This is a genomic window from Gudongella oleilytica (assembly GCF_004101785.1).
In the GTDB taxonomy this organism is placed as follows: Bacteria; Bacillota; Clostridia; order Tissierellales; family Tissierellaceae; genus Gudongella; species Gudongella oleilytica.
In genome coordinates this window covers 2,201,658-2,219,710 of the sequence record NZ_CP035130.1, presented here as the reverse complement: position 1 = coordinate 2,219,710, position 18,053 = coordinate 2,201,658, and the positions used below count along the sequence as shown (strand labels likewise).

The following is an 18,053-nucleotide window of genomic DNA, read 5'->3' as shown; positions in this document are numbered from 1 at the left end:
TGTGGAGCTTTGGTTTTCGGAAAAGAGTACAGAGACCTGTGAGTTTAAGATAAAGGTTAAAGCTCAGATATATTCTGAAGAAACGCCATTCCAAAAGATCGCTTTTTTTGAATCCTACGATTTTGGAAGGTTTTTTACCCTAGACGGCTTGATGATGGTAAACGAAAAAGATGAGTTCATTTATCACGATATGATAGTACATGTTCCGTTAGCTGTAAATCCTGAGATAAAGAGAGTTATGGTTATAGGCGGAGGCGACGGTGGAACAATTAGGGAGCTTACAAGGTATAAACATATTGAGCATATAGATTTTGTTGAAATAGATGAAAGAGTTGTTCAGCTGTGCAGGGAATACCTGCCTCAAACAGCATGCAAGGTAGATGATCCAAGGGTGCATCACCATTATGTTGATGGTATTAAGTTTGTAAAGGAAAATAAAGACTACTACGACCTTATACTGGTTGATTCAACAGATCCGATAGGGCCTGGAGAAGGACTTTTCACAAGAGAATTCTATACAGACTGCTACAACGCACTAAATGATAAGGGGATATTGATCAATCAGCACGAGAGCCCATATTACCCCAACTATGCAAAAGAAATGATAAAGGCTCATTCAAAGCTTAAAGCCATATTTCCAGTGTGCAAGGTGTACCAGTTCCATATGCCTACCTATGCCAGTGGACACTGGCTGTTCGGCTTCGCCAGCAAAGAACTTGATCCATTAATAGATCATAAGCCAGAAATCTGGGAATCTTTTGGATTGAAGACAAAGTACTATAACACAGAGCTTCATAGGGGGTGCTTCGCACTTCCAACATATGTAATTGAGCAGCTTGAGGATGCTAATTGAAACGGTTGAACTTTAGGAGCAGGACAAACTGCTCCTTTTCCAATGTATGTCTTGATGTTGAAATAGATGGATTACGTTAGGGTATATATTCTGAAGTAAACATACGAAAAGAGAGTGAATAATATGATGAAGTACAAGTTTACAGCCAAGGGTATTTGCAGTGAGTTTAATGTCTCAGAGATCGGGAAGCATTTTGGGATCGAAAAAAAAATTAAATGGGAAGAACCTCTCATTGTAAAGACGGATATTACCATAGGAAAAGCTGTTTATCTTTATCATTTTGGTGTTCTGGTTTTCCTGAACTATGATGAAGATGAAATGCTTGAATTCGTAAGGGAGATAAAGGCAATACCAGGGAGTATAAAGAGCATAAATACAGACATCGTTTATGGTGAGGTTGAGACATACACTCTTATAGAGGATCCCGAATCAGAGGAAAGTGAGCTGGAGTTTCAGGAGTACAGGAACAGCATAATAAAGAAGTTCCATGTTGACATGGCTGCTCTTGTTCTTGCAAAGTCTGTAGCTCTAGAGATAATTGAGATAAACATAGACAGGGCATTCGATGAGATAGAGGGAACCGTTGTCAGCCTTAGAAATGGAAAGGTAAAGACAAGCGAGAAAAAGACAATTTCAGCCATTGGGAAGATCCTTGCATTCAAGCATACAACCATTTCCTACATCATGATGCTGGATAAACCATCCATAACCTGGAAGGAAAGGGAAGCTGAAATCTTCTTTGATGAACTCGCTGAGCTATATGAGCTGGACGACAGATATGATAAGCTAAATGCCAAGATCGATGCACTACTTGATACTGCTGAGGTAATTGCAGATCTCCAGCACTCAAGGATGTCAAAATATCTTGAGATAGTTGTAATATTATTGATCCTGATCGAAGTGGTGCATGCATTTGAGGAGCCTATAATAAATTTCCTCAAAGCTCTCATAGCATTTTAGAAGGAAGCTGTTGCATTATTTGGGGGAAAGATATATGCACATAAGCAGGGTAAAGCAGCTAAATAATGAAACCAATAAGGATGGAGACTATGTCCTATATTGGATGCAGCACTCGCAAAGAACAAATGCTGACCACGCCCTTGATTTTTCTATCAAAATTGCTAATGATCTTTGTAAGCCACTTCTCGTTTGCTTTGGACTTACTGATGGATTCCCTGAGGCTAATCTGAGACACTACAGCTTTATGTTGGAGGGACTTAAGGAAGTAAAAGAAGATCTTGAAAGTGCAGGGATAGGATTTGTAATTGCTAAAGGGAACCCTGATGAGGCCGTATTACTTCTTGGTGAAAGGGCATGTGCAATAGTAAATGACAGAGGTTATTTGAGAGTAGAGAGAATGGAGACATAAAGCTGCTGAAAAAACAGACTGTTCCCTGCATCAAATAGAGTCTGATTTGATTGTCCCAATAGAGGAAGCTTCAGTCAAGGAGGAATACTCAGCTGCTACCATAAGAAAAAAGATAATGCTAAGACTGGAGGAGTATAATGACCTTGATGAGACGCCAACTATAATTAACAAGTTCAATAATAATCTTTATGATCTTATGATAATAAATCATTTGAGTACTGCTGACGTTAGTCTGATATTTGCAAAATAGGATTGCATAATATATAATCATCAATAACTGAATAATATATGGAAGACGGGTGAGAATCCCGCACTGTCTCGCAACTGTATTGGAGGAGCTGATGCTATACGCCACTGGGCAACTGGGAAGGCTGCGTTAATCAATGATACCTAAGTCAGGATACATGATTTGTCATTTTTCTTACGAAGGATAAGAAATGTCTATAATTAAGTATTTTGGCACTTATCTTACGATAGGTGCTTTTTATTTTAACTCAAAGGGAGGTTAGGATATGGGCGCAATAATGGTACAGGGGACTACTTCCTCTGCAGGGAAAAGTATACTATGTACAGCCTTATGCAGGATATTCAAGCAAGATGGAATGAAGGTTTACCCATTTAAGTCACAGAACATGAGCAGCAAATATCACAAGACAAAAGACGGAAAAATCATAGCAATTGCTCAGGCACTTCAAGCTTGGGCAGCAGGTCTTGAGCCCCACGAGAATATGAATCCAATACTACTTATACCAAATTCAGATTTGAGTTCTATGCTTATAATCAATGGTGAGGACTCAGGGGAAACGACCTCAGTCGATTATTTTAAGAACAAAGCGGTATTAAGAGAAATGATAACAGAAAGGTATAAGGAAGTTGAAAGCCTTAATGATCTAGTTATAATAGAGGGAGCGGGAAGTCCTGCTGAAATAAACCTCAGTAAAGATGACATTGTGAACATGGGTATGGCAAGGATTGCAGATGCTCCAGTTCTTCTTGTAACTGACATCGACAGGGGAGGATCGTTTGCTGCTGTATATGGCACTGTTATGCTCCTTGAAAATGAAGATAGAAGGAGAATAAAGGGAATTGTGTTCAACAAGTTCAGAGGGGATAGATCATTACTTGAGCCTGGGATCGAAATGCTGGAGAAACTTATTGATATACCTGTAGTAGGAATAATTCCATACATAGACCTGAATATAGCAGATGAAGATACTCTGACAGATAAAACAAAAAAATGTGAAGATGGATCGCAGACCCGAGATGAACTTGAAGAAGAACTTGAAAAGCTTGCAGAAGTAGTTAGAGCGAATATAGACATGGATATTATTTGCAAACTTGCAGGTATCTAAAATGATAGAAATAATTGCAGGTGTAATCTTAGATATTTTTGTAGGAGACCCAAAAAGCTTTCCACACCCTGTAAAGGCAATGGGCAAGTTAATATGCCTTGAAGAGAAGATAGTTAGAAAAATAATACATAATGATCTTAGTTTAAAGGTTGCCGGTCTTTTGATCGTTTCTATAAATCTGTTCATAGGTTTCTTCCTGCCGTTCTACTTATTAAAGTTACTTGAATCCAACAGGGCATTACGTTTCTTGCTGAGTACGTACTTAGTATATTCATGTGTAGCAGCCAGAGATCTTCATTTCGAGGCTTTCGAGGTGATCAAGGCGTTGAAAAGATCCTTGAATGAAGGAAGGGCAAGGCTGTCTTACATAGTTGGGAGAGATACCGACAAATTGCAGGAAGAGGATATATATAGAGCAGTGGTAGAGACGGTATCTGAGAACACGTCAGATGGAGTAATAGCCCCTCTGTTTTATATGATACTTCTCGGACCTTCTGGAGGACTGGCATATAAGTTTGCAAATACAATGGACTCTATGCTTGGCTATAAAAACGATAAATACAGATATTTAGGGTATTTCCCAGCAAGAGTAGATGATCTTCTAAATATTTTGCCATCAAGGATCACCTCATTGATGATGGTGTTAACATCAATCGGGAGATTTGACTTAAAGAATGGCTACAGTATATTAATGAGAGATCACTATAAACATAAAAGCCCCAACAGTGGTTGGCCTGAAAGTGCGGCAGCAGGACTTCTTGGGATAAGACTTGGAGGGGGGAGCTATTATGGAGGTGTCTTTGTTGATAAACCATTCCTTGGAGAGGAAGGCGAAGCATCAAGTGAAAAACATGTAAGAAGTGCAGTGGAAATAATGTACCGCACTGAGATTGGAGTTATTTTGATTTGGATATTGATATCGTACCTGGTATAATTGGAGGTCACACATGAAACATGGCGGAGATATACTTACCTACTTTGGGAATGAAAGAAAGAATATCATAGATTTTAGCAGCAATATAAATCCCATAGGATACCCTAGGGATCTTGAGGCTCAGTTGATCAAAAGCTTTGAAGATTTGAGGTACTATCCTGATATAAAATATAGAGTGCTTAAAAACAACCTATCTGAATATCTGGGGTGCAACGACAGTAATGTAATAGCTGGTAATGGAGCGATTGAGATAATCGACAGCTTTATTATGTCATTCGAAAGAGTAGTTGTAGTGATTCCTTCCTTTTCTGAATACGTTGAAAGGGCTTCAGTGCACAATAAAGAAATAGTAAAAATCAGTCTTGGCACGGATTTTATGATAAAACCTGAGATGTTTGAAATAGTTAAAAAAGGAGATCTTGTGATACTTGGGAATCCAAATAATCCTACAGGAAGAAGGCTCAGAAAAGAAGCTTTGCTTGAGTTATATGGAAGCATATCAAAGAAAAATGCATTTTTGCTTCTTGATGAAGCCTTTTATGAATTCTGCCCAATGGATTATGACAGTATACAGTTATTTCAAGTATTTAACTATAAAAATGTGGGGATAATACGAGCAGCAACAAAATTTTTTGGCCTTCCCGGAATAAGACTTGGATATTGTTGTGCAGATGTTATAACAGCCAAGATGATCTCTGAAACTCAAATGCCATGGAGTATAAATTCCTTTGCAGCCGCTGCATCAGAAATTATATTCAAGGATAAGGAGTTTATTGAAAACTCTAAGGAGTACATAGAGAAAGAAAGAATCTATCTACTTAATGCCTTAGAGCAATTCAAGATTCTCCAGGCATATACTACCGAAGCTAACTTTATACTGATTAGACTTTTCGGGGAATCAGAGGAAAAGATATTTGATTTTCTTCTGGAGATGGGTATTCTGGTTAGAAAATGCTCGAGCTTTGAAGGTCTTGTAGGAGATCATATCCGAATAGCAATAAAATCCAGAGCTGACAATGAGAGGCTCATTGGCGCACTAATGGGTTTCGAGAAGTTGTTGTATTGACTTATAGTTGTTATGGTGCTATCATCAAGAGGAATACAAATGAATAATATTTTATGTTCCGTTCGACAAATCGGACGGCTAAGAGGGAAACAGGTTAGAGTCCTGTGCGGTCCCGCCGCTGTAAGCGTGTTGTAGTATTCGTATCCACTGAGGAAACTCGGGAAGGTGAATCCTGCGTATAACGTAAGCCAGAAGACCTGCATAAAATATCGTTCCAGCCAACGGGCAATTGGCAGAGGAATGGATGACCGCAGGTATATTTGCGGCTATCGATCTAAGAACAGTAAATTCGGACTGTAGCTAAGGCTACAGTTCTTTTTTTATTTATTTCGACTTAGACTCTGCCTGTAAGAAGAAAGTAAAAAAAAGAAAGGGGAGTTAGAAATGGAAAAAAAGTATCACGTAGTGTTCAAGAAAATCGATGAGGAAACAATGTTTGGCGAGGAGATGACGAGGGAAGACATCCACCGCATAAGGAAAGACAAGTCCATAATTATAATCAAGATTTCAGACATTAAATAGGATGGGGGATATAACATGAGAAATAATAAGCTATTACTGACCTTTTTACTACTGATAAGCCTTCTGCTTCCGGCCTGTACTACCGCTGGTCCATCAGCACAACCTCAGCCAGAGGCTTCTGTTGAAACCACTGTGAAAAGTGAGCTGCCAACTACAGACCCCGCAGGAAATGCCATAGTAGTCCCAGAAAAAATTGAAAAGATAGTATCTCTCGCACCATCAATAACCGAGATATTGATTGAAATGGGTTACGCGGATAAGCTAGTAGCAGTTGACCTCCAGTCAAAAAAACTTGAAAATCTTCCCGAAGGACTGGAATATTTTGAACTGATGTCTCCAGATGCTGAAAGACTGGTTGCAATGAAACCTGATATAATCTATGCTTCAACATTAAGTATCGGTGATGGAGCAGACGTTTTAAGCCCACTTAAGGAGTTTGGGATATCTGTAGCCTATATCCCTTCAAGCGATAGTATTGATGGGATATACAAGGATATTGAATTTGTAGCTGCAACGCTCCAAAACCAGGCTGAAGGGGATAGAATAGTTGCTGAAATGAGAGAGAGGATAGAAGAAATAAGGAGTCTGAGTGAGACCATAACTGACAAAAAGACTGTTTACTTTGAGATAAGCGCTGCTCCCTATATGTACAGCTTTGGTAAGGGTGTGTTTCTTGATGAAATGATCGAAATAATTGGAGCTGAAAATCTGCTCGCTGATCAAGAGGGCTGGATATCAGTTTCTGAAGAGTTGATACTAAGTAAAAATCCTCAGGTAATACTTACGAATGTGAACTATATCGAAAATCCAGTTGAAGAGATAAAAGAACGTGCTGGGTGGGACTCTGTTGAGGCAATAAAAAACGGAGAAATCTACTATATCGACAACATGTCAAGCTCACTCCCCAATCAAAATATAGTAAAAGCACTGGAGGAAATGCTAAGAGCAGTATATCCGGAGCTTAATTGATCATGAGTACGGCCCAAAGAGCTGCTTTTGCGGCAGTATTAAGCTTCGTAGTCCTGGTCTTGGGAGTGGGTATTGGAAGCGTGTACATACCCCCTGCGGAAGTACTTAAAATATTTGGTGAGAAACTTCTTGGCATAAGCACCGACTCAAGTCATACAGTGGCATCAATAGTATGGGACATAAGGCTTCCAAGAGTATTATTGGCATATATTGTGGGAGCGGCATTATCGGTAAGTGGGGCAGTTATGCAATCGGTTCTTAAGAATCCTCTTGCATCCTCCTATACACTGGGAGTCTCCTCCGGAGCTTCCTTTGGTGCAGCTATCATCATAGTGACAGGGCTAAGACTGCCTGTATTCGGAGCATTTACACTTCCATTCACTGGTCTTGCATTTGGGATTATTACCGTAATACTCGCTATCAGCTTTGCCTCAAGATTGGACAGCAATATGGAAAATAACACAATAATACTGGTAGGAATAGTATTTTCATTATTTATAAATGCAATTCTTACTATGATAACAGCCCTATTCAGGGATAAGGTTGCACAGCTTACATTCTGGCAGATGGGTAGCTTCTCACTAAAGGAGTGGTCGAGTATATATATCTTGCTCCCGATCTTGATTACACTTGTCTCCATACTGCTTTTGTATTCTAAGGAGATGGATATATTGACTTTTGGTGAGGAACAGGCATTTGCTATAGGTGTAGACGTTCAAAGGGTTAAGTGGCTGCTGCTGGGACTTGCTGCAGCGCTGACTGGAAGTGCAATCGCTTTTGTTGGCGTTATAGGATTCATCGACCTTGTGGCTCCACATATAGTAAGGAAATTATTCGGATCCTCTCACAGCATCGTTCTACCAATGACTGCAATTTTTGGGGGCTCATTCATGGTAGTGTGTGATTTGATCGCAAGAACGATAATTGCACCCATAGAGCTACCGGTTGGTGCGATTACAGCGATGGTAGGGGCACCTTTTTTCACTTATCTCTATTTCTCAGGGAGGAGGAGTTCTCAATGCTGAGTATTAAAAAGCTTTACGCTGGCTACAATGGTTACGACGTACTTAAAAACATATCGGCTGAAGTTGATAATAATCAGAATCTTTGTATAATTGGAGGCAACGGTTGTGGCAAGACGACACTTATAAAGGCTATAGCTGGTATGATCCCCTTCAGGGGATCTATTACACTTGATGGTGAGAATACAGCTTCGATGAGGCGACTCGAGCTGGCCGAAAAGATGGCAGTAATGACTCAGATTTCATCAGTGTACTTCTCTTATTCTGTATTTGAAACCGTGTTAATGGGAAGATATGCTAAAATTAAGAACACTTTTCTAAAAAAGCACACTGCATATGATAAGGAAGTTGTATACAGCTGCCTCGAAGCAACCGGGTTAAAAGATCTCAGAGACAGGCCTATCCTGGAGCTATCTGGCGGGCAATTGCAAAGAGTACATCTTGCAAGGGCTATAGCTCAGCAGCCTCAAATAATATTACTGGATGAACCCACCAACCACCTGGACCTTAGGTATCAAGTAGAAATAATCGACTTCCTAAGAGAATGGTCAAAAGAGGAAGGCCATTCAGTCATAGGTATTTTACATGATATAAACCTTGCAGTTAGACTTTCCGACAAGGTGCTGCTGCTTAAGGACGGACAACAGGTAGGCTATGGAAAGACAGAGGAAGTAATCGATAAGGCATTACTGAAGAAGGTATATGACATGGACGTTGTAGAATATATGGTCAAATCCTACAAAAGGTGGGAGAGGCTTGATTGGAGGAATTCAAATGAAAGGGTTGTATAGAAGCAAATATGAAGCGTATCCTTTTTTGAGCGACCATGGAGACGACTTAAGGTGTGATTTTGAAATACTTACAGATGAAACTGCCAGCTTAATAGGGTTATTAAGATCAGATATTGAGGATGAGTTCCTGAGGGAAGAGCTTTTAAAGATCTGCGAGATAACCTATCATATCAACCCTAGTCTTAGGACATTTTTCTCAGTTACTGAGGAGGAAATGGAGTGGTTAGAGGAGGCAACCCGATGGCTGTCTGAGGAGACCAAGGGGAGATACCAAAGATTTGTACTTACTCAAGGCTCTAAATCAGCTTGCCAGGCTCATGTGATAAGGACAAAATTCAAGGAGATAGTGAGGATGATATACAGACACGTCCACAAGGGGAACAGAGTCCCCGACGCACTGATAGATGCCTGCAATATCCTTTCCAATTATTTCTTTTTCCTCGCATTAAAGTTAAACGAGCTTGAAGAAGTGGCTGAGGTGGAGTATCAGAGCAGGAATTATAAATAAATATCAAAAAAACAAAATCTACATAAGACCAACATAATTGGAACACATCTATCTTCTATACTTAAAACATAGAAAGCAGTAAACAAATAAAAAAAGGAGAGTGTAGAAGATGAAAAAATCAGTAGTAATGTTGGCAGTGGTAGTAATGATGCTTGGGACGATGGGTGTAGCCTTTGCGGATGCAAGCTGGGGTCCGGCAGCGATTTATGCAACATATTCTGACAAAGCTGATACAGAAGAAGAAGCATATGAACTGAAGGTCGAAAAGGATATGACCTTCGGAGAAATGGCTCAGGAAGAAGGAATCTACGATGAGTTCAAGGCCGCAGCTCTTGCAGGCAAAGAAACAATGCTTGATCAGTTGGTAAAAGACGGTAAAATAACCCAAGAAAAAGCTGATGAAGTACTTAAAGCAATGGAAGCTTGCGATGGAGACAGCCAAGGCCTACTGAAGGGAACCGGACTATTCGGACAAAGAAACGGTAATGGTCAAGGAGCAGGCAATGGGCAAGGAAACGGAGCAAAAGCTGGCAACGGTGAAGGATTTGGTGGTGGAGCTCAAAACAGAGGTGGAAACGGCGGTAACGGACAGAGAATTATGGATGGAAGCTGCATAGAAGATTAACTTTAATAGAGCCAGGGATGTTTAGTCCCTGGCTCTTTATTTGAAACCTATTCACTACCGTGTTATAATTTTTTCAGAATAAGTAGTCCAATACCACGAAAGAGAAGGTAAGGAATAATGTGCATCTGATCTAAGACATCAGCCTGATAGTAATGGAAAGCCCTTGTAATATTGGGCATATTTTCATGCGATAAAGAGGGGGAGTTAACAGATGCTTTTAATAAATGCAAAAAACATTAAGAAATATTACGGTGACCGACTAATAATTGATCTTCCTGAGTTGAGTGTATTTGAAGGTGACAGAATTGGCATAGTAGGGAACAACGGAGCAGGGAAGACTACATTGGTTGGTCTATTGACCGGGGATATATTGCCTGATAGCGGTACGGTTGATATAAGATGCAGCTATAGTTATATTTCTCAACTGGATGTTCCTAAAATAAAATCAATATCTTCGGAGTTTGCTTCAAAGCTGAATATTCCTGAAGTATATACAGAAACAATGAGTGGTGGAGAGAAAACCCGATTTAAATTGGCCACAGTAATGCAAAATAATGATACACTTATTATTGCAGATGAACCGACGAGCAATCTTGACATTGAAGGTATTGAGGAGTTGGAAAAGACTCTTAATGAACATAAAGGTGGGCTAATCATTATCTCTCATGACAGAAAGCTTCTTGACTCCTGCTGCAATAGTATCATAGAGATTGAAGACGGCAGGATTGAAATATATGAGGGGAACTATTCAAGATTTATTCAGCAAAGAGAGGAAAGAAGAGAGAGGCAGATATTTGAATACCAGCAGTATAAAAGAGAGAAGGAAAGACTTCAGGAATCAATGATTCAGATCAGTGAGAAGTCAAAGTCAACAAGAAATGCTCCAAGGAGAATGGGTAATTCTGAGGCAAGACTCCACAAAATGGGAGGTCAGAGCGCGAAGAAAAATCTGGACAACAGGAAAAAAGCCGTCCAAACAAGGATTGAGCACCTTGAGAAGAAAGATAAACCCAAGGAAGCAAAGCCTGTCCATGTAGACCTTTCAAAAGGTCTACTGCAAAGCAGGAGGATAATCTCAGGTGAGGGTATAAATAAAAGCTTTGGTGAAAAGGTAATCTTTGAGGACGCTGAGTTTCTTGTCGGGCCAAGAGAAAAACTAGCACTTGTGGGACCTAATGGCTCAGGGAAAAGTACACTTATTAAAATGGTCCTTTCAGACGAGGGAGGCATAAAGAAAGCAAAAAGTGCCAAGATAGGATACTTCAGTCAGAACTTTGAGATTTTAGATCAGAGCAGTACGCTCCTTGAGAGTGTACTAAAAGACAGTCCCTACTCAGAAACCTATGTAAGAACAATGCTTGGGAGACTTCTTTTCAGAAGAGATGACGTTCATAAAAGGATCGAGATGCTAAGCGGGGGAGAAAAAGTAAAGGCATGTGTTGCAAAGCTTATACTATCCGATAACAATCTACTGATAATGGATGAACCAACCAATTACCTGGACATAGCATCCATAGAAGCATTGGAGGAAGCGATGTCAGACCATGAAGGAAGCATGCTGTTTGCCACTCATGACAGAGCTTTGATCGATAGAATAGCAACAGGATTACTGATAATCACAGGGAAAAAGATCGTTAGGTTTGATGGGAACTATGAGGAGTACCTGCAATATGGAAGTAGGATCAAAAAAGATGATTCCTCGGAGACTCTTGCGGTTTTGGAGAACAGGCTTTCTATCCTCGTAGGACAGCTAGCATCAATCAATGATACAGAAGAAAAGAATAGGCTAGAGCAGGAATACTTCCTTACAGCCGAAAAGATAAAAGAACTGAGACGTAATAAGTAGGTGTTTCCACACTCTCTAAGTGGGTAAAAGTGCCTTGATTGAGGCAAAGGAGATGATTTAATGAAGATTGCAATAATAGTTGGGAGCCTGAGGGAAAAATCCTTTAATAGAAGAATTGCGGAGTTCATAAAACAAAGATATGAAGGTGAACATGAAATGGAGGTCATTAGATTAAATGACCTGCCGTTATTCAACGAGGATTTCGAGAAGGATCCTCCACAGTCTGTAAAGGAGTTCAAAGAAAAAATAAAACAAAGTGAAGCAATACTGATAATAAGCCCAGAGTATAACCATTCGATCCCCGGAGGGATGAAAAATGCTCTGGACTGGTGCTCCAGAGTCGATCGAGTGTTTGTAAATAAACCTGTTTTGATAATGGGTGCTTCAAATGGCAATGTCGGTACCGCAAGAAGTCAATCTGAGATCCGGCAGGTGCTCAATGCACCAGGATTATCAGCTTTGGTACTTCCAGGGAACCATCTCCTCATAGCAAACGTTCAGGATCATTTTGATGAGAATGGAAATTTTGCAGATGAACGAACTATTAAATATCTGGATAAGGTTATGGAGAACTTAATAAAATGGGCTGAGAAGATAAAATTATAAAATCCACGGCAGTCGCCGAGGATTTTATAATAACTAAACTGCCCATTCTCCGTCCATAAAAACCTCGATCTCTTCTCCATCTTGAGTAATCCCCACAATTGAAAGATCGGATGTGCCTATCATAAAGTCCTCATGGGTGAAGGAGTCGTTGACTTCATGTGCCTCAAGTTCTTTCTCGTTCATGGAAGGACCTCCTTCTATACAGGTAGGATATGCCTTACCAAGAGCCAGGTGACATGCTGCATTTTCATCAAATAGAGTATTCATAAATAGTATCCCTGCTCTTTCAATAGGTGAGCTGTACGGAACAAGTGCCACCTCCCCCAGATACCTTGAACCCTCATCCATGTCAAGAAGCTCAGCCAGCAAATCATGGCCTGTCTTTGCTTCAAAGTCGACAACCTTACCATTTTCGAAAACAAGGCTGAAGTTATCTATCAGATTTCCTCCATAGTTAAGAGGTTTTGTACTGTAAACAACACCATTTACTCCGTACTTTGCAGGAAGAGTGAACACTTCCTCTGTAGGCATATTAGCTACAAAAAGATCTCCCTTGGCATTTACACTTCCCCCGCCAGCCCATATGTGGCCTTCAGGAAGTTCTATCATAAGATCTGTGCCGTTATTGGAGGTATAGTGAAGCTTGGCAAATTTCTTTCCATTAAGATAATTTACCTTTTTCTTAAGCGTTTCTATATGCTGTTTCCAGGCCTCAACAGGATCATCGCTGTTCATTCTCGTTGCTTCGAGGATAGCATCCCAAAGCTTTTCAACAGCTTCTCCCTCCTCCACCTCCGGGAATAATTGTTTAGCCTAGGAAATAGTTGGAATAGAGGCAACGCACCAAGAATTAATGTCGTTCATAGTGTAGTTTCTGTATTCCTTTAAGCCAATTCCGGAAGCTTTATTATTGGCTGATATTTTTCTTGTGTCTATACCCTGGAGCAATTGAGGATCCTCAGCTGAGATATATATAAAGTTACCACCCTTTTTTGCAAATTCCTCCATAGGTTCTGCCTTCCATCTTGGGAAGCTCTCAAAGACCTCAAGCGGCGCATTCTCATATTTGAGTCTGGTAAGGACGTCATCCGTCCAATTCATGTAAATGTCTGTACATCCATGCTGATAGGCAATTTTTGCCATCATTCTTACGAATTCTGCACCTTCGACGGGAGCAGAGATAACAAGAGGTTCGCCTGGCTTTAGATTTACACCAACCTCAACAAGCAACCGGGCATACTCTTCCATTTTTCCCTTAAAGCTTGACATTTGATCACCCCAATTTAAGAATCTACCATCAGTTTACCTAATAAACGGGATAATGTAAACAACTCCTCCAAAATTAGCTTTAGTTTAACGTGATAAATGAAATGTAAATGGCTATATTATCAAATACTCACTTGATATCATACAATTGACAGCGATTGACTCTCATACCGGCTTTATACTTAGACAATTCTCTCCAAATAGAGCAAAAATCCTTATAAGCATTAAAAATTGCCTGAAGAATACGTTGCTTGTGGTTTTCAAATCATACGGAACGATAATGTTCATAACATTTATTGAGCTTTCGGGAGGACTGATTTTGATTGATGTACCAAATCCTATCCTTATAGCAATGATCATAGCAGCCTTCGATATACTGCCTCTCTTTGGAACTGGAGGGATAATGGTTCCATGGGTAATTTTTAATCTCGTTATCGGAAGCTATGGAAGGGCGTTGGGGCTGTTTATACTCTATGTATTTGTAACGGTAGTTAGAAATATGATAGAACCAAAGATCGTAGGGGGGCAGCTGGGGATACATCCTATCGTCGCTTTGATGAGTATGTTCATAGGAGCTACCTACTTCGGTATCCTTGGATTATTCGGTTTCCCGATCACTCTTTCGCTTTTGAAGCACTTAAATGATGAAGGAATAATAAAGGTATTCAAGTGATGTAATGGCTTGTTCGAATGAATCAGCCTTCATCATATCAACTTGAGTTAACTATTTATTGATAAACGATAAACTATTCGCTATAATATTCCTGAGGGCTATAAAAGAGGTGTAATATATGAAAAAAGGAACAACACTATTCCTAAAGCTGGCAGTAATAATTATTGCACTGCCAATACTTGCATTGTGTGTTTTGGGGCTGCCAACTATCGTAAGAAGCTCAATTGCTCACCCATGGGAATTGAACAGGTATTTGTACGGTATAATCGGGGGAATGTATGTAACAGCCATTCCATTTTTCTACGCCCTGTATCAGGCAATGAAGCTGTTAGGGTATATTGATAAAAGTAATGCTTTTTCCTTTGATTCAGTGCAGGCACTGAACAGGATCAAGTGGAGCGGGCTCACTATTAGCGCAATATATATAGTATTAATGCCATTGTTCTATATAATAGGCGAGCTGGATGATGCTCCCGGTGTAATATTGATTGGTATGGCATTCACATTTGCACCTGCGGTGATTTCAGTATTTGCTGCTGTACTCCAAAGGCTGTTGAAGGAAGCTATAGAGTTCAAGGCTGAAAACGAGCTTACAGTGTGAGGTGGTGGAAATGGCAATAATAATTAATTTAGATGTAATGCTTGCCAAAAGGAAAATGAGCGTTACCGAGCTCTCAGAGAGAGTGGGAATAACAATGGCAAATTTATCAATACTGAAAAATGGTAAAGCAAAAGCAATCAGATTCTCCACCCTTGAAGGCATTTGCAGCGCACTTGACTGCCAACCTGGAGATATACTTGAATACAGAGAAGACAAATAGGATCCCTCGGGGATCTTTTTTCATACCTAAAACTTTAACACTTTACTAAAATAAAAAAGGATGTATAAGATATCTAATATTCTTTTTTGACGGAGTGATGACAGTGGTAAAATATGCTAAAAGAATGCAAAACAAGGATTCTTTACTGAAGGCAATGGCAGAGGTACAAACTGCATGAGGCTTTGCTTCAGCTCAGTACCGGTTGACAAGATCAACCTTGGTATAGAAAGGCTGGGGAGAATCATAAAACAAAGGTTAAGTTAATAAAGCTTTACAAAGATTTCACATTTAGGACACGAAACCTTAACAATTTTCCTATATACTGATAACAGATAGTAAACAACACTGTCCCCCATTCATTTATATAGTATGCTGCTTCATACAACTTGAGCTCCATATACGGAGCTCATTTTCTTTTTTGAATTTTCAAATTTTGTTCTGAAAAGGAGGATTTCCCAGCTAAATGTAGTATATTAATATTTAAGAGAGCAATTGCGAAAGGGAGATTTGAAACCATGAAAACATACAATCAGGACAGTCTATTTGATAAGCAATCCCAAAATAACCACAAATTGGATGTGGTCAGAATGGACTACATTGAAGCTCAAGCATTGACTTGGAAGGAGTTGTTCCAGGGTTATGAAAAGCTCTATGCAATTACATATTCATCAGCCATTGGATTTGCATCCGAGCTTCTAAAGCTATTTGACTATGCTGAAATAATATTTGGTTACGAAGGAGTTATAAACTACGATCTACATGAGGTCATGGCTTATCAGCAAAGGACAATTGAGAATCTCAAGGAATCAGCTAGCAACAATAAGATTGATCTTGCAAAAAGGATAGATGACGGTTCATTAAAGCTTCATGTTGCGGATAAAAAGCTTTCTCATGAGAAACTATATCTTCTTGAAGCAAATGACGGCAGTAAAAGAGTTATTACAGGGTCTGCAAATATGTCCTACTCAGCATTTAGAGGTCTACAAAGAGAAAATATCATATACATTGATGGTGATAAGGCTTTTGCTTGGTATTTCAAGCAATATCTGGAACTAAAGTCTGACAGCACCTCTGAAATTACCAAAAAGGCTCTCGGGATAGAAGATTTCACTGAAGAAGTAGATGAATTGCCGATTTTCAATAAAGTAAAAGTACAGAAAGCCATGATTATTGAAAAGGAAACAGTAAACGTAGATGCAATAAAATTTGTATTCTCAGTTGATGATCTGTCAAAGCAATATAAAAAGAGCATACCACCATCGGACAGAAAAGGTAAAGTATTCCTGTCACCAGACAAAGTAGTCGAAACCAGAAGGAGGCTTATAGAGAATAAAAGGATAGATCAGGAGATGAGATCCGAGTATCCTGCTCTAGTCCTGGATTATGACAATAAAAGGGCCGTTCTCAATGATATTCCGCTAAATCTTGAACCGGACACTGAAGAAATAAGAAGAGATGCAGCACTATTTTTAGAGTACATGAACGGATATGAAAAATTTTATGGAAATGTGGCAGAGATGCAAAGCAAATACTATGCATTTGCTGTGTGGTTCCTAACAAGTCCATTCATGGCAATTATGAGAATAACTGCTGAAAGGAACAATAGACCACAACTTCCTTACCCTGTATTTGGGCTCATATACGGCAAATCAAAGGCAGGAAAAACATCATTTCTTGAAACTCTTTTAAAGATGATGATAGGTCAAAAGACAAAGCTCGTTGCACCTGACTTTACAAGAACAAACATCGACGGTCTAAAACGAGTGGTAAAAGGAGCTCCAATAATTGTAGACGACCTTAACCAGAGCAGGTTTAGTACTCATGCAATAGAAATGATAAAGAATGACGATTTTGGAGTGTTGGAGAACAACGAATCTTTCCCAGCCGTTGTAATAAGTGCAAATGAAGACGTAAAGGCAGTCGCACCAGAAATAATTAGGAGGACTGTTATTTGCCATGTTCAAGCCGGGCTCACCAACAGGGAGGTCATGAGGGACAGGATTGTCAGAAAGGTTCAAAGCAACATAGGGACAGCTCTATACAGGGAATTTCTAAGGAGGATGTTCGAAATAATCCCATCACTAATTGATGAATTGATGGATCAAACTATTGAATACAACCCTGATATACTTGCGGAAGCTTCTTCGGTGTTTTATGAGATACTATCTGAAAACACGGATGTTGAACTACCAATATTCATAAGAAGATTAAGCTTAGATGACTACTTTGGCGAAAAAATTACCAGCTCCCAGGCAATAGATACCATTAGAAGAGCTTGGATGATCAATAAAAAAGCATTTTCCTACGATAAAAAGCAAAATACCTTGACCTATAATGCCGGTCAAAACTGGGATGCAAGCTATATAGTCAAGGAGTTGCCCGAAGATCTTGAAGCAAAACAATCGAGAGAGCTTGTGGTGTTCGACATAGACAAAGCATCTAAGTTTTTTGAAATAGATTTTAAAAAGGAATTCAGTTGGATAGGAAGGTTTGTTAAGTAGATTATATTTGTATCTATCCATTACTATTTCAATATCCTTAGATACCCATAGGAGGAGTTGAGAAAAGTGTTTGATTTTCTGGAAGACATGTTCTTGGCTCTCCGCTTCATTATCCAGTTCATGACCCACGGGTTGAGTATTACAGGTGCTGTTGCAGCTTCAATTGAGGTATTGCAGATATTGCTTGGTATCTATGGATCTAAGGTAAAAAAGAAAGGCAAGTACTGGCTTATGGCCCATAGAACGATTGCAGTAATGCTTCTTATTGCTATTTTGATACATATCGAATGAGCAACTAATTTAATATAAATAAACCAAGAAAATTGAGT

The 18,053-nt window shown here is 39.5% G+C and carries 20 protein-coding genes, 1 pseudogene and 2 riboswitches; of the genes and pseudogenes, 20 read left to right on the top strand and 1 reads right to left on the bottom strand.

Features of this window, described 5'->3' with window-relative positions; translation table 11 throughout:
• The first annotated feature begins 1 nt into the window (after window position 1).
• From speE to EC328_RS10660, 15 genes are all read left to right on the top strand, one after another.
• The gene (gene speE / locus EC328_RS10725) at window positions 2-853 is read left to right on the top strand and encodes a polyamine aminopropyltransferase (RefSeq protein WP_128426784.1); all 852 of its coding nucleotides are present in this window, start codon (window positions 2-4) and stop codon (window positions 851-853) included.
• Window positions 854-979: 126 nt separating this feature from the next.
• Entirely contained in the window at window positions 980-1,813 is an 834-nt protein-coding gene (locus EC328_RS10720; RefSeq protein ID WP_206363867.1) for an RMD1 family protein, read from the top strand.
• Between the two features lie 34 nt (window positions 1,814-1,847).
• A complete protein-coding gene (locus EC328_RS10715; RefSeq protein ID WP_128426782.1) occupies window positions 1,848-2,222 on the top strand; it encodes a deoxyribodipyrimidine photo-lyase in 375 nt (124 codons plus the stop codon).
• Between the two features lie 46 nt (window positions 2,223-2,268).
• On the top strand, window positions 2,269-2,472 hold the full coding sequence (locus tag EC328_RS10710) for a hypothetical protein (RefSeq protein ID WP_128426781.1): 204 nt from the start codon (window positions 2,269-2,271) through the stop codon (window positions 2,470-2,472).
• A riboswitch (cobalamin riboswitch) is annotated at window positions 2,465-2,646 on the top strand. (Overlaps the previous gene by 8 nt.)
• Before the next feature lie 88 nt (window positions 2,647-2,734).
• Entirely contained in the window at window positions 2,735-3,574 is an 840-nt protein-coding gene (locus tag EC328_RS10705) for a cobyric acid synthase (RefSeq protein ID WP_128426780.1), read from the top strand.
• Between the two features lies 1 nt (window position 3,575).
• Window positions 3,576-4,508, top strand: a complete 933-nt coding sequence (gene cbiB / locus EC328_RS10700) for an adenosylcobinamide-phosphate synthase CbiB (protein ID WP_128426779.1) — start codon at window positions 3,576-3,578, stop codon at window positions 4,506-4,508.
• A 13-nt stretch (window positions 4,509-4,521) separates the two neighbouring features.
• On the top strand, window positions 4,522-5,574 hold the full coding sequence (locus EC328_RS10695) for a pyridoxal phosphate-dependent aminotransferase (RefSeq protein ID WP_128426778.1): 1,053 nt from the start codon (window positions 4,522-4,524) through the stop codon (window positions 5,572-5,574).
• A gap of 36 nt (window positions 5,575-5,610) precedes the next feature.
• A riboswitch (cobalamin riboswitch) is annotated at window positions 5,611-5,793 on the top strand.
• A 165-nt stretch (window positions 5,794-5,958) separates the two neighbouring features.
• A complete protein-coding gene (locus EC328_RS11560; protein WP_164906110.1) occupies window positions 5,959-6,096 on the top strand; it encodes a hypothetical protein in 138 nt (45 codons plus the stop codon).
• Window positions 6,097-6,111: 15 nt separating this feature from the next.
• Complete coding sequence (locus EC328_RS10690) at window positions 6,112-7,065, top strand: ABC transporter substrate-binding protein (protein WP_128426777.1); 954 nt, start codon at window positions 6,112-6,114, stop codon at window positions 7,063-7,065.
• A 2-nt stretch (window positions 7,066-7,067) separates the two neighbouring features.
• The gene (locus EC328_RS10685) at window positions 7,068-8,090 is read left to right on the top strand and encodes a FecCD family ABC transporter permease (protein ID WP_128426776.1); all 1,023 of its coding nucleotides are present in this window, start codon (window positions 7,068-7,070) and stop codon (window positions 8,088-8,090) included.
• The gene (locus EC328_RS10680; protein WP_128426775.1) at window positions 8,084-8,878 is read left to right on the top strand and encodes an ABC transporter ATP-binding protein; all 795 of its coding nucleotides are present in this window, start codon (window positions 8,084-8,086) and stop codon (window positions 8,876-8,878) included. The genes EC328_RS10685 and EC328_RS10680 overlap by 7 nt, the downstream gene beginning before the upstream one ends.
• Window positions 8,862-9,386, top strand: a complete 525-nt coding sequence (locus EC328_RS10675) for an ATP:cob(I)alamin adenosyltransferase (protein WP_128426774.1) — start codon at window positions 8,862-8,864, stop codon at window positions 9,384-9,386. Before EC328_RS10680 ends, EC328_RS10675 begins: the two co-directional genes overlap by 17 nt.
• 109 nt (window positions 9,387-9,495) lie before the next feature.
• Window positions 9,496-10,011, top strand: coding sequence for a hypothetical protein (locus tag EC328_RS10670; RefSeq protein ID WP_128426773.1), 516 nt, complete (start codon window positions 9,496-9,498; stop codon window positions 10,009-10,011).
• A gap of 211 nt (window positions 10,012-10,222) precedes the next feature.
• Window positions 10,223-11,857 (top strand): ribosomal protection-like ABC-F family protein, encoded by a 1,635-nt coding sequence (gene abc-f / locus EC328_RS10665; RefSeq protein ID WP_128426772.1) that lies wholly within the window; start codon window positions 10,223-10,225, stop codon window positions 11,855-11,857.
• Window positions 11,858-11,917: 60 nt separating this feature from the next.
• Window positions 11,918-12,463 carry an NADPH-dependent FMN reductase gene (locus EC328_RS10660; RefSeq protein ID WP_128426771.1) on the top strand — a complete coding sequence of 182 codons (546 nt, stop codon included), beginning with the start codon at window positions 11,918-11,920 and terminating at the stop codon, window positions 12,461-12,463.
• Between the two features lie 33 nt (window positions 12,464-12,496).
• On the opposite strand, the pseudogene EC328_RS10655 reads toward EC328_RS10660, so the two are convergent.
• A pseudogene (locus EC328_RS10655) lies at window positions 12,497-13,711 on the bottom strand (aminopeptidase).
• A 166-nt stretch (window positions 13,712-13,877) separates the two neighbouring features.
• Between EC328_RS10655 and EC328_RS10650 the strand changes: the two are divergent.
• From EC328_RS10650 to EC328_RS10630, 5 genes are all read left to right on the top strand, one after another.
• A complete protein-coding gene (locus tag EC328_RS10650) occupies window positions 13,878-14,402 on the top strand; it encodes an AI-2E family transporter (protein ID WP_164906109.1) in 525 nt (174 codons plus the stop codon).
• A gap of 118 nt (window positions 14,403-14,520) precedes the next feature.
• Window positions 14,521-15,003, top strand: coding sequence for a DUF2975 domain-containing protein (locus tag EC328_RS10645; RefSeq protein ID WP_128426769.1), 483 nt, complete (start codon window positions 14,521-14,523; stop codon window positions 15,001-15,003).
• Window positions 15,004-15,013: 10 nt separating this feature from the next.
• Window positions 15,014-15,223: a helix-turn-helix domain-containing protein gene (locus tag EC328_RS10640; protein ID WP_128426768.1), complete on the top strand. Its 210-nt coding sequence runs from the start codon at window positions 15,014-15,016 to the stop codon at window positions 15,221-15,223.
• A gap of 515 nt (window positions 15,224-15,738) precedes the next feature.
• Window positions 15,739-17,724 (top strand): phospholipase D family protein, encoded by a 1,986-nt coding sequence (locus EC328_RS10635; protein ID WP_128426767.1) that lies wholly within the window; start codon window positions 15,739-15,741, stop codon window positions 17,722-17,724.
• Between the two features lie 66 nt (window positions 17,725-17,790).
• Window positions 17,791-18,015, top strand: a complete 225-nt coding sequence (locus tag EC328_RS10630; RefSeq protein WP_128426766.1) for a hypothetical protein — start codon at window positions 17,791-17,793, stop codon at window positions 18,013-18,015.
• Window positions 18,016-18,053 lie beyond the last annotated feature (38 nt).

Excerpts from the sequence above, each read along its gene's own strand:
- EC328_RS10705 (WP_128426780.1), top strand. The coding sequence starts at position 2,735 with ATGGGCGCAATAATGGTACAGGGGACTACTTCCTCTGCAGGGAAAAGT.
- EC328_RS10720 (WP_206363867.1), top strand. The coding sequence starts at position 980 with ATGAAGTACAAGTTTACAGCCAAGGGTATTTGCAGTGAGTTTAATGTC.
- cbiB (WP_128426779.1), top strand. The coding sequence starts at position 3,576 with ATGATAGAAATAATTGCAGGTGTAATCTTAGATATTTTTGTAGGAGAC.
- EC328_RS10715 (WP_128426782.1), top strand. The coding sequence starts at position 1,848 with ATGCACATAAGCAGGGTAAAGCAGCTAAATAATGAAACCAATAAGGAT.
- EC328_RS10685 (WP_128426776.1), top strand. The coding sequence starts at position 7,068 with ATGAGTACGGCCCAAAGAGCTGCTTTTGCGGCAGTATTAAGCTTCGTA.
- EC328_RS10695 (WP_128426778.1), top strand. The coding sequence starts at position 4,522 with ATGAAACATGGCGGAGATATACTTACCTACTTTGGGAATGAAAGAAAG.
- EC328_RS10680 (WP_128426775.1), top strand. The coding sequence starts at position 8,084 with ATGCTGAGTATTAAAAAGCTTTACGCTGGCTACAATGGTTACGACGTA.
- EC328_RS10670 (WP_128426773.1), top strand. The coding sequence starts at position 9,496 with ATGAAAAAATCAGTAGTAATGTTGGCAGTGGTAGTAATGATGCTTGGG.
- EC328_RS11560 (WP_164906110.1), top strand. The coding sequence starts at position 5,959 with ATGGAAAAAAAGTATCACGTAGTGTTCAAGAAAATCGATGAGGAAACA.
- EC328_RS10690 (WP_128426777.1), top strand. The coding sequence starts at position 6,112 with ATGAGAAATAATAAGCTATTACTGACCTTTTTACTACTGATAAGCCTT.
- EC328_RS10675 (WP_128426774.1), top strand. The coding sequence starts at position 8,862 with ATGAAAGGGTTGTATAGAAGCAAATATGAAGCGTATCCTTTTTTGAGC.
- EC328_RS10635 (WP_128426767.1), top strand. The coding sequence starts at position 15,739 with ATGAAAACATACAATCAGGACAGTCTATTTGATAAGCAATCCCAAAAT.
- abc-f (WP_128426772.1), top strand. The coding sequence starts at position 10,223 with ATGCTTTTAATAAATGCAAAAAACATTAAGAAATATTACGGTGACCGA.
- EC328_RS10660 (WP_128426771.1), top strand. The coding sequence starts at position 11,918 with ATGAAGATTGCAATAATAGTTGGGAGCCTGAGGGAAAAATCCTTTAAT.
- EC328_RS10645 (WP_128426769.1), top strand. The coding sequence starts at position 14,521 with ATGAAAAAAGGAACAACACTATTCCTAAAGCTGGCAGTAATAATTATT.
- EC328_RS10640 (WP_128426768.1), top strand. The coding sequence starts at position 15,014 with ATGGCAATAATAATTAATTTAGATGTAATGCTTGCCAAAAGGAAAATG.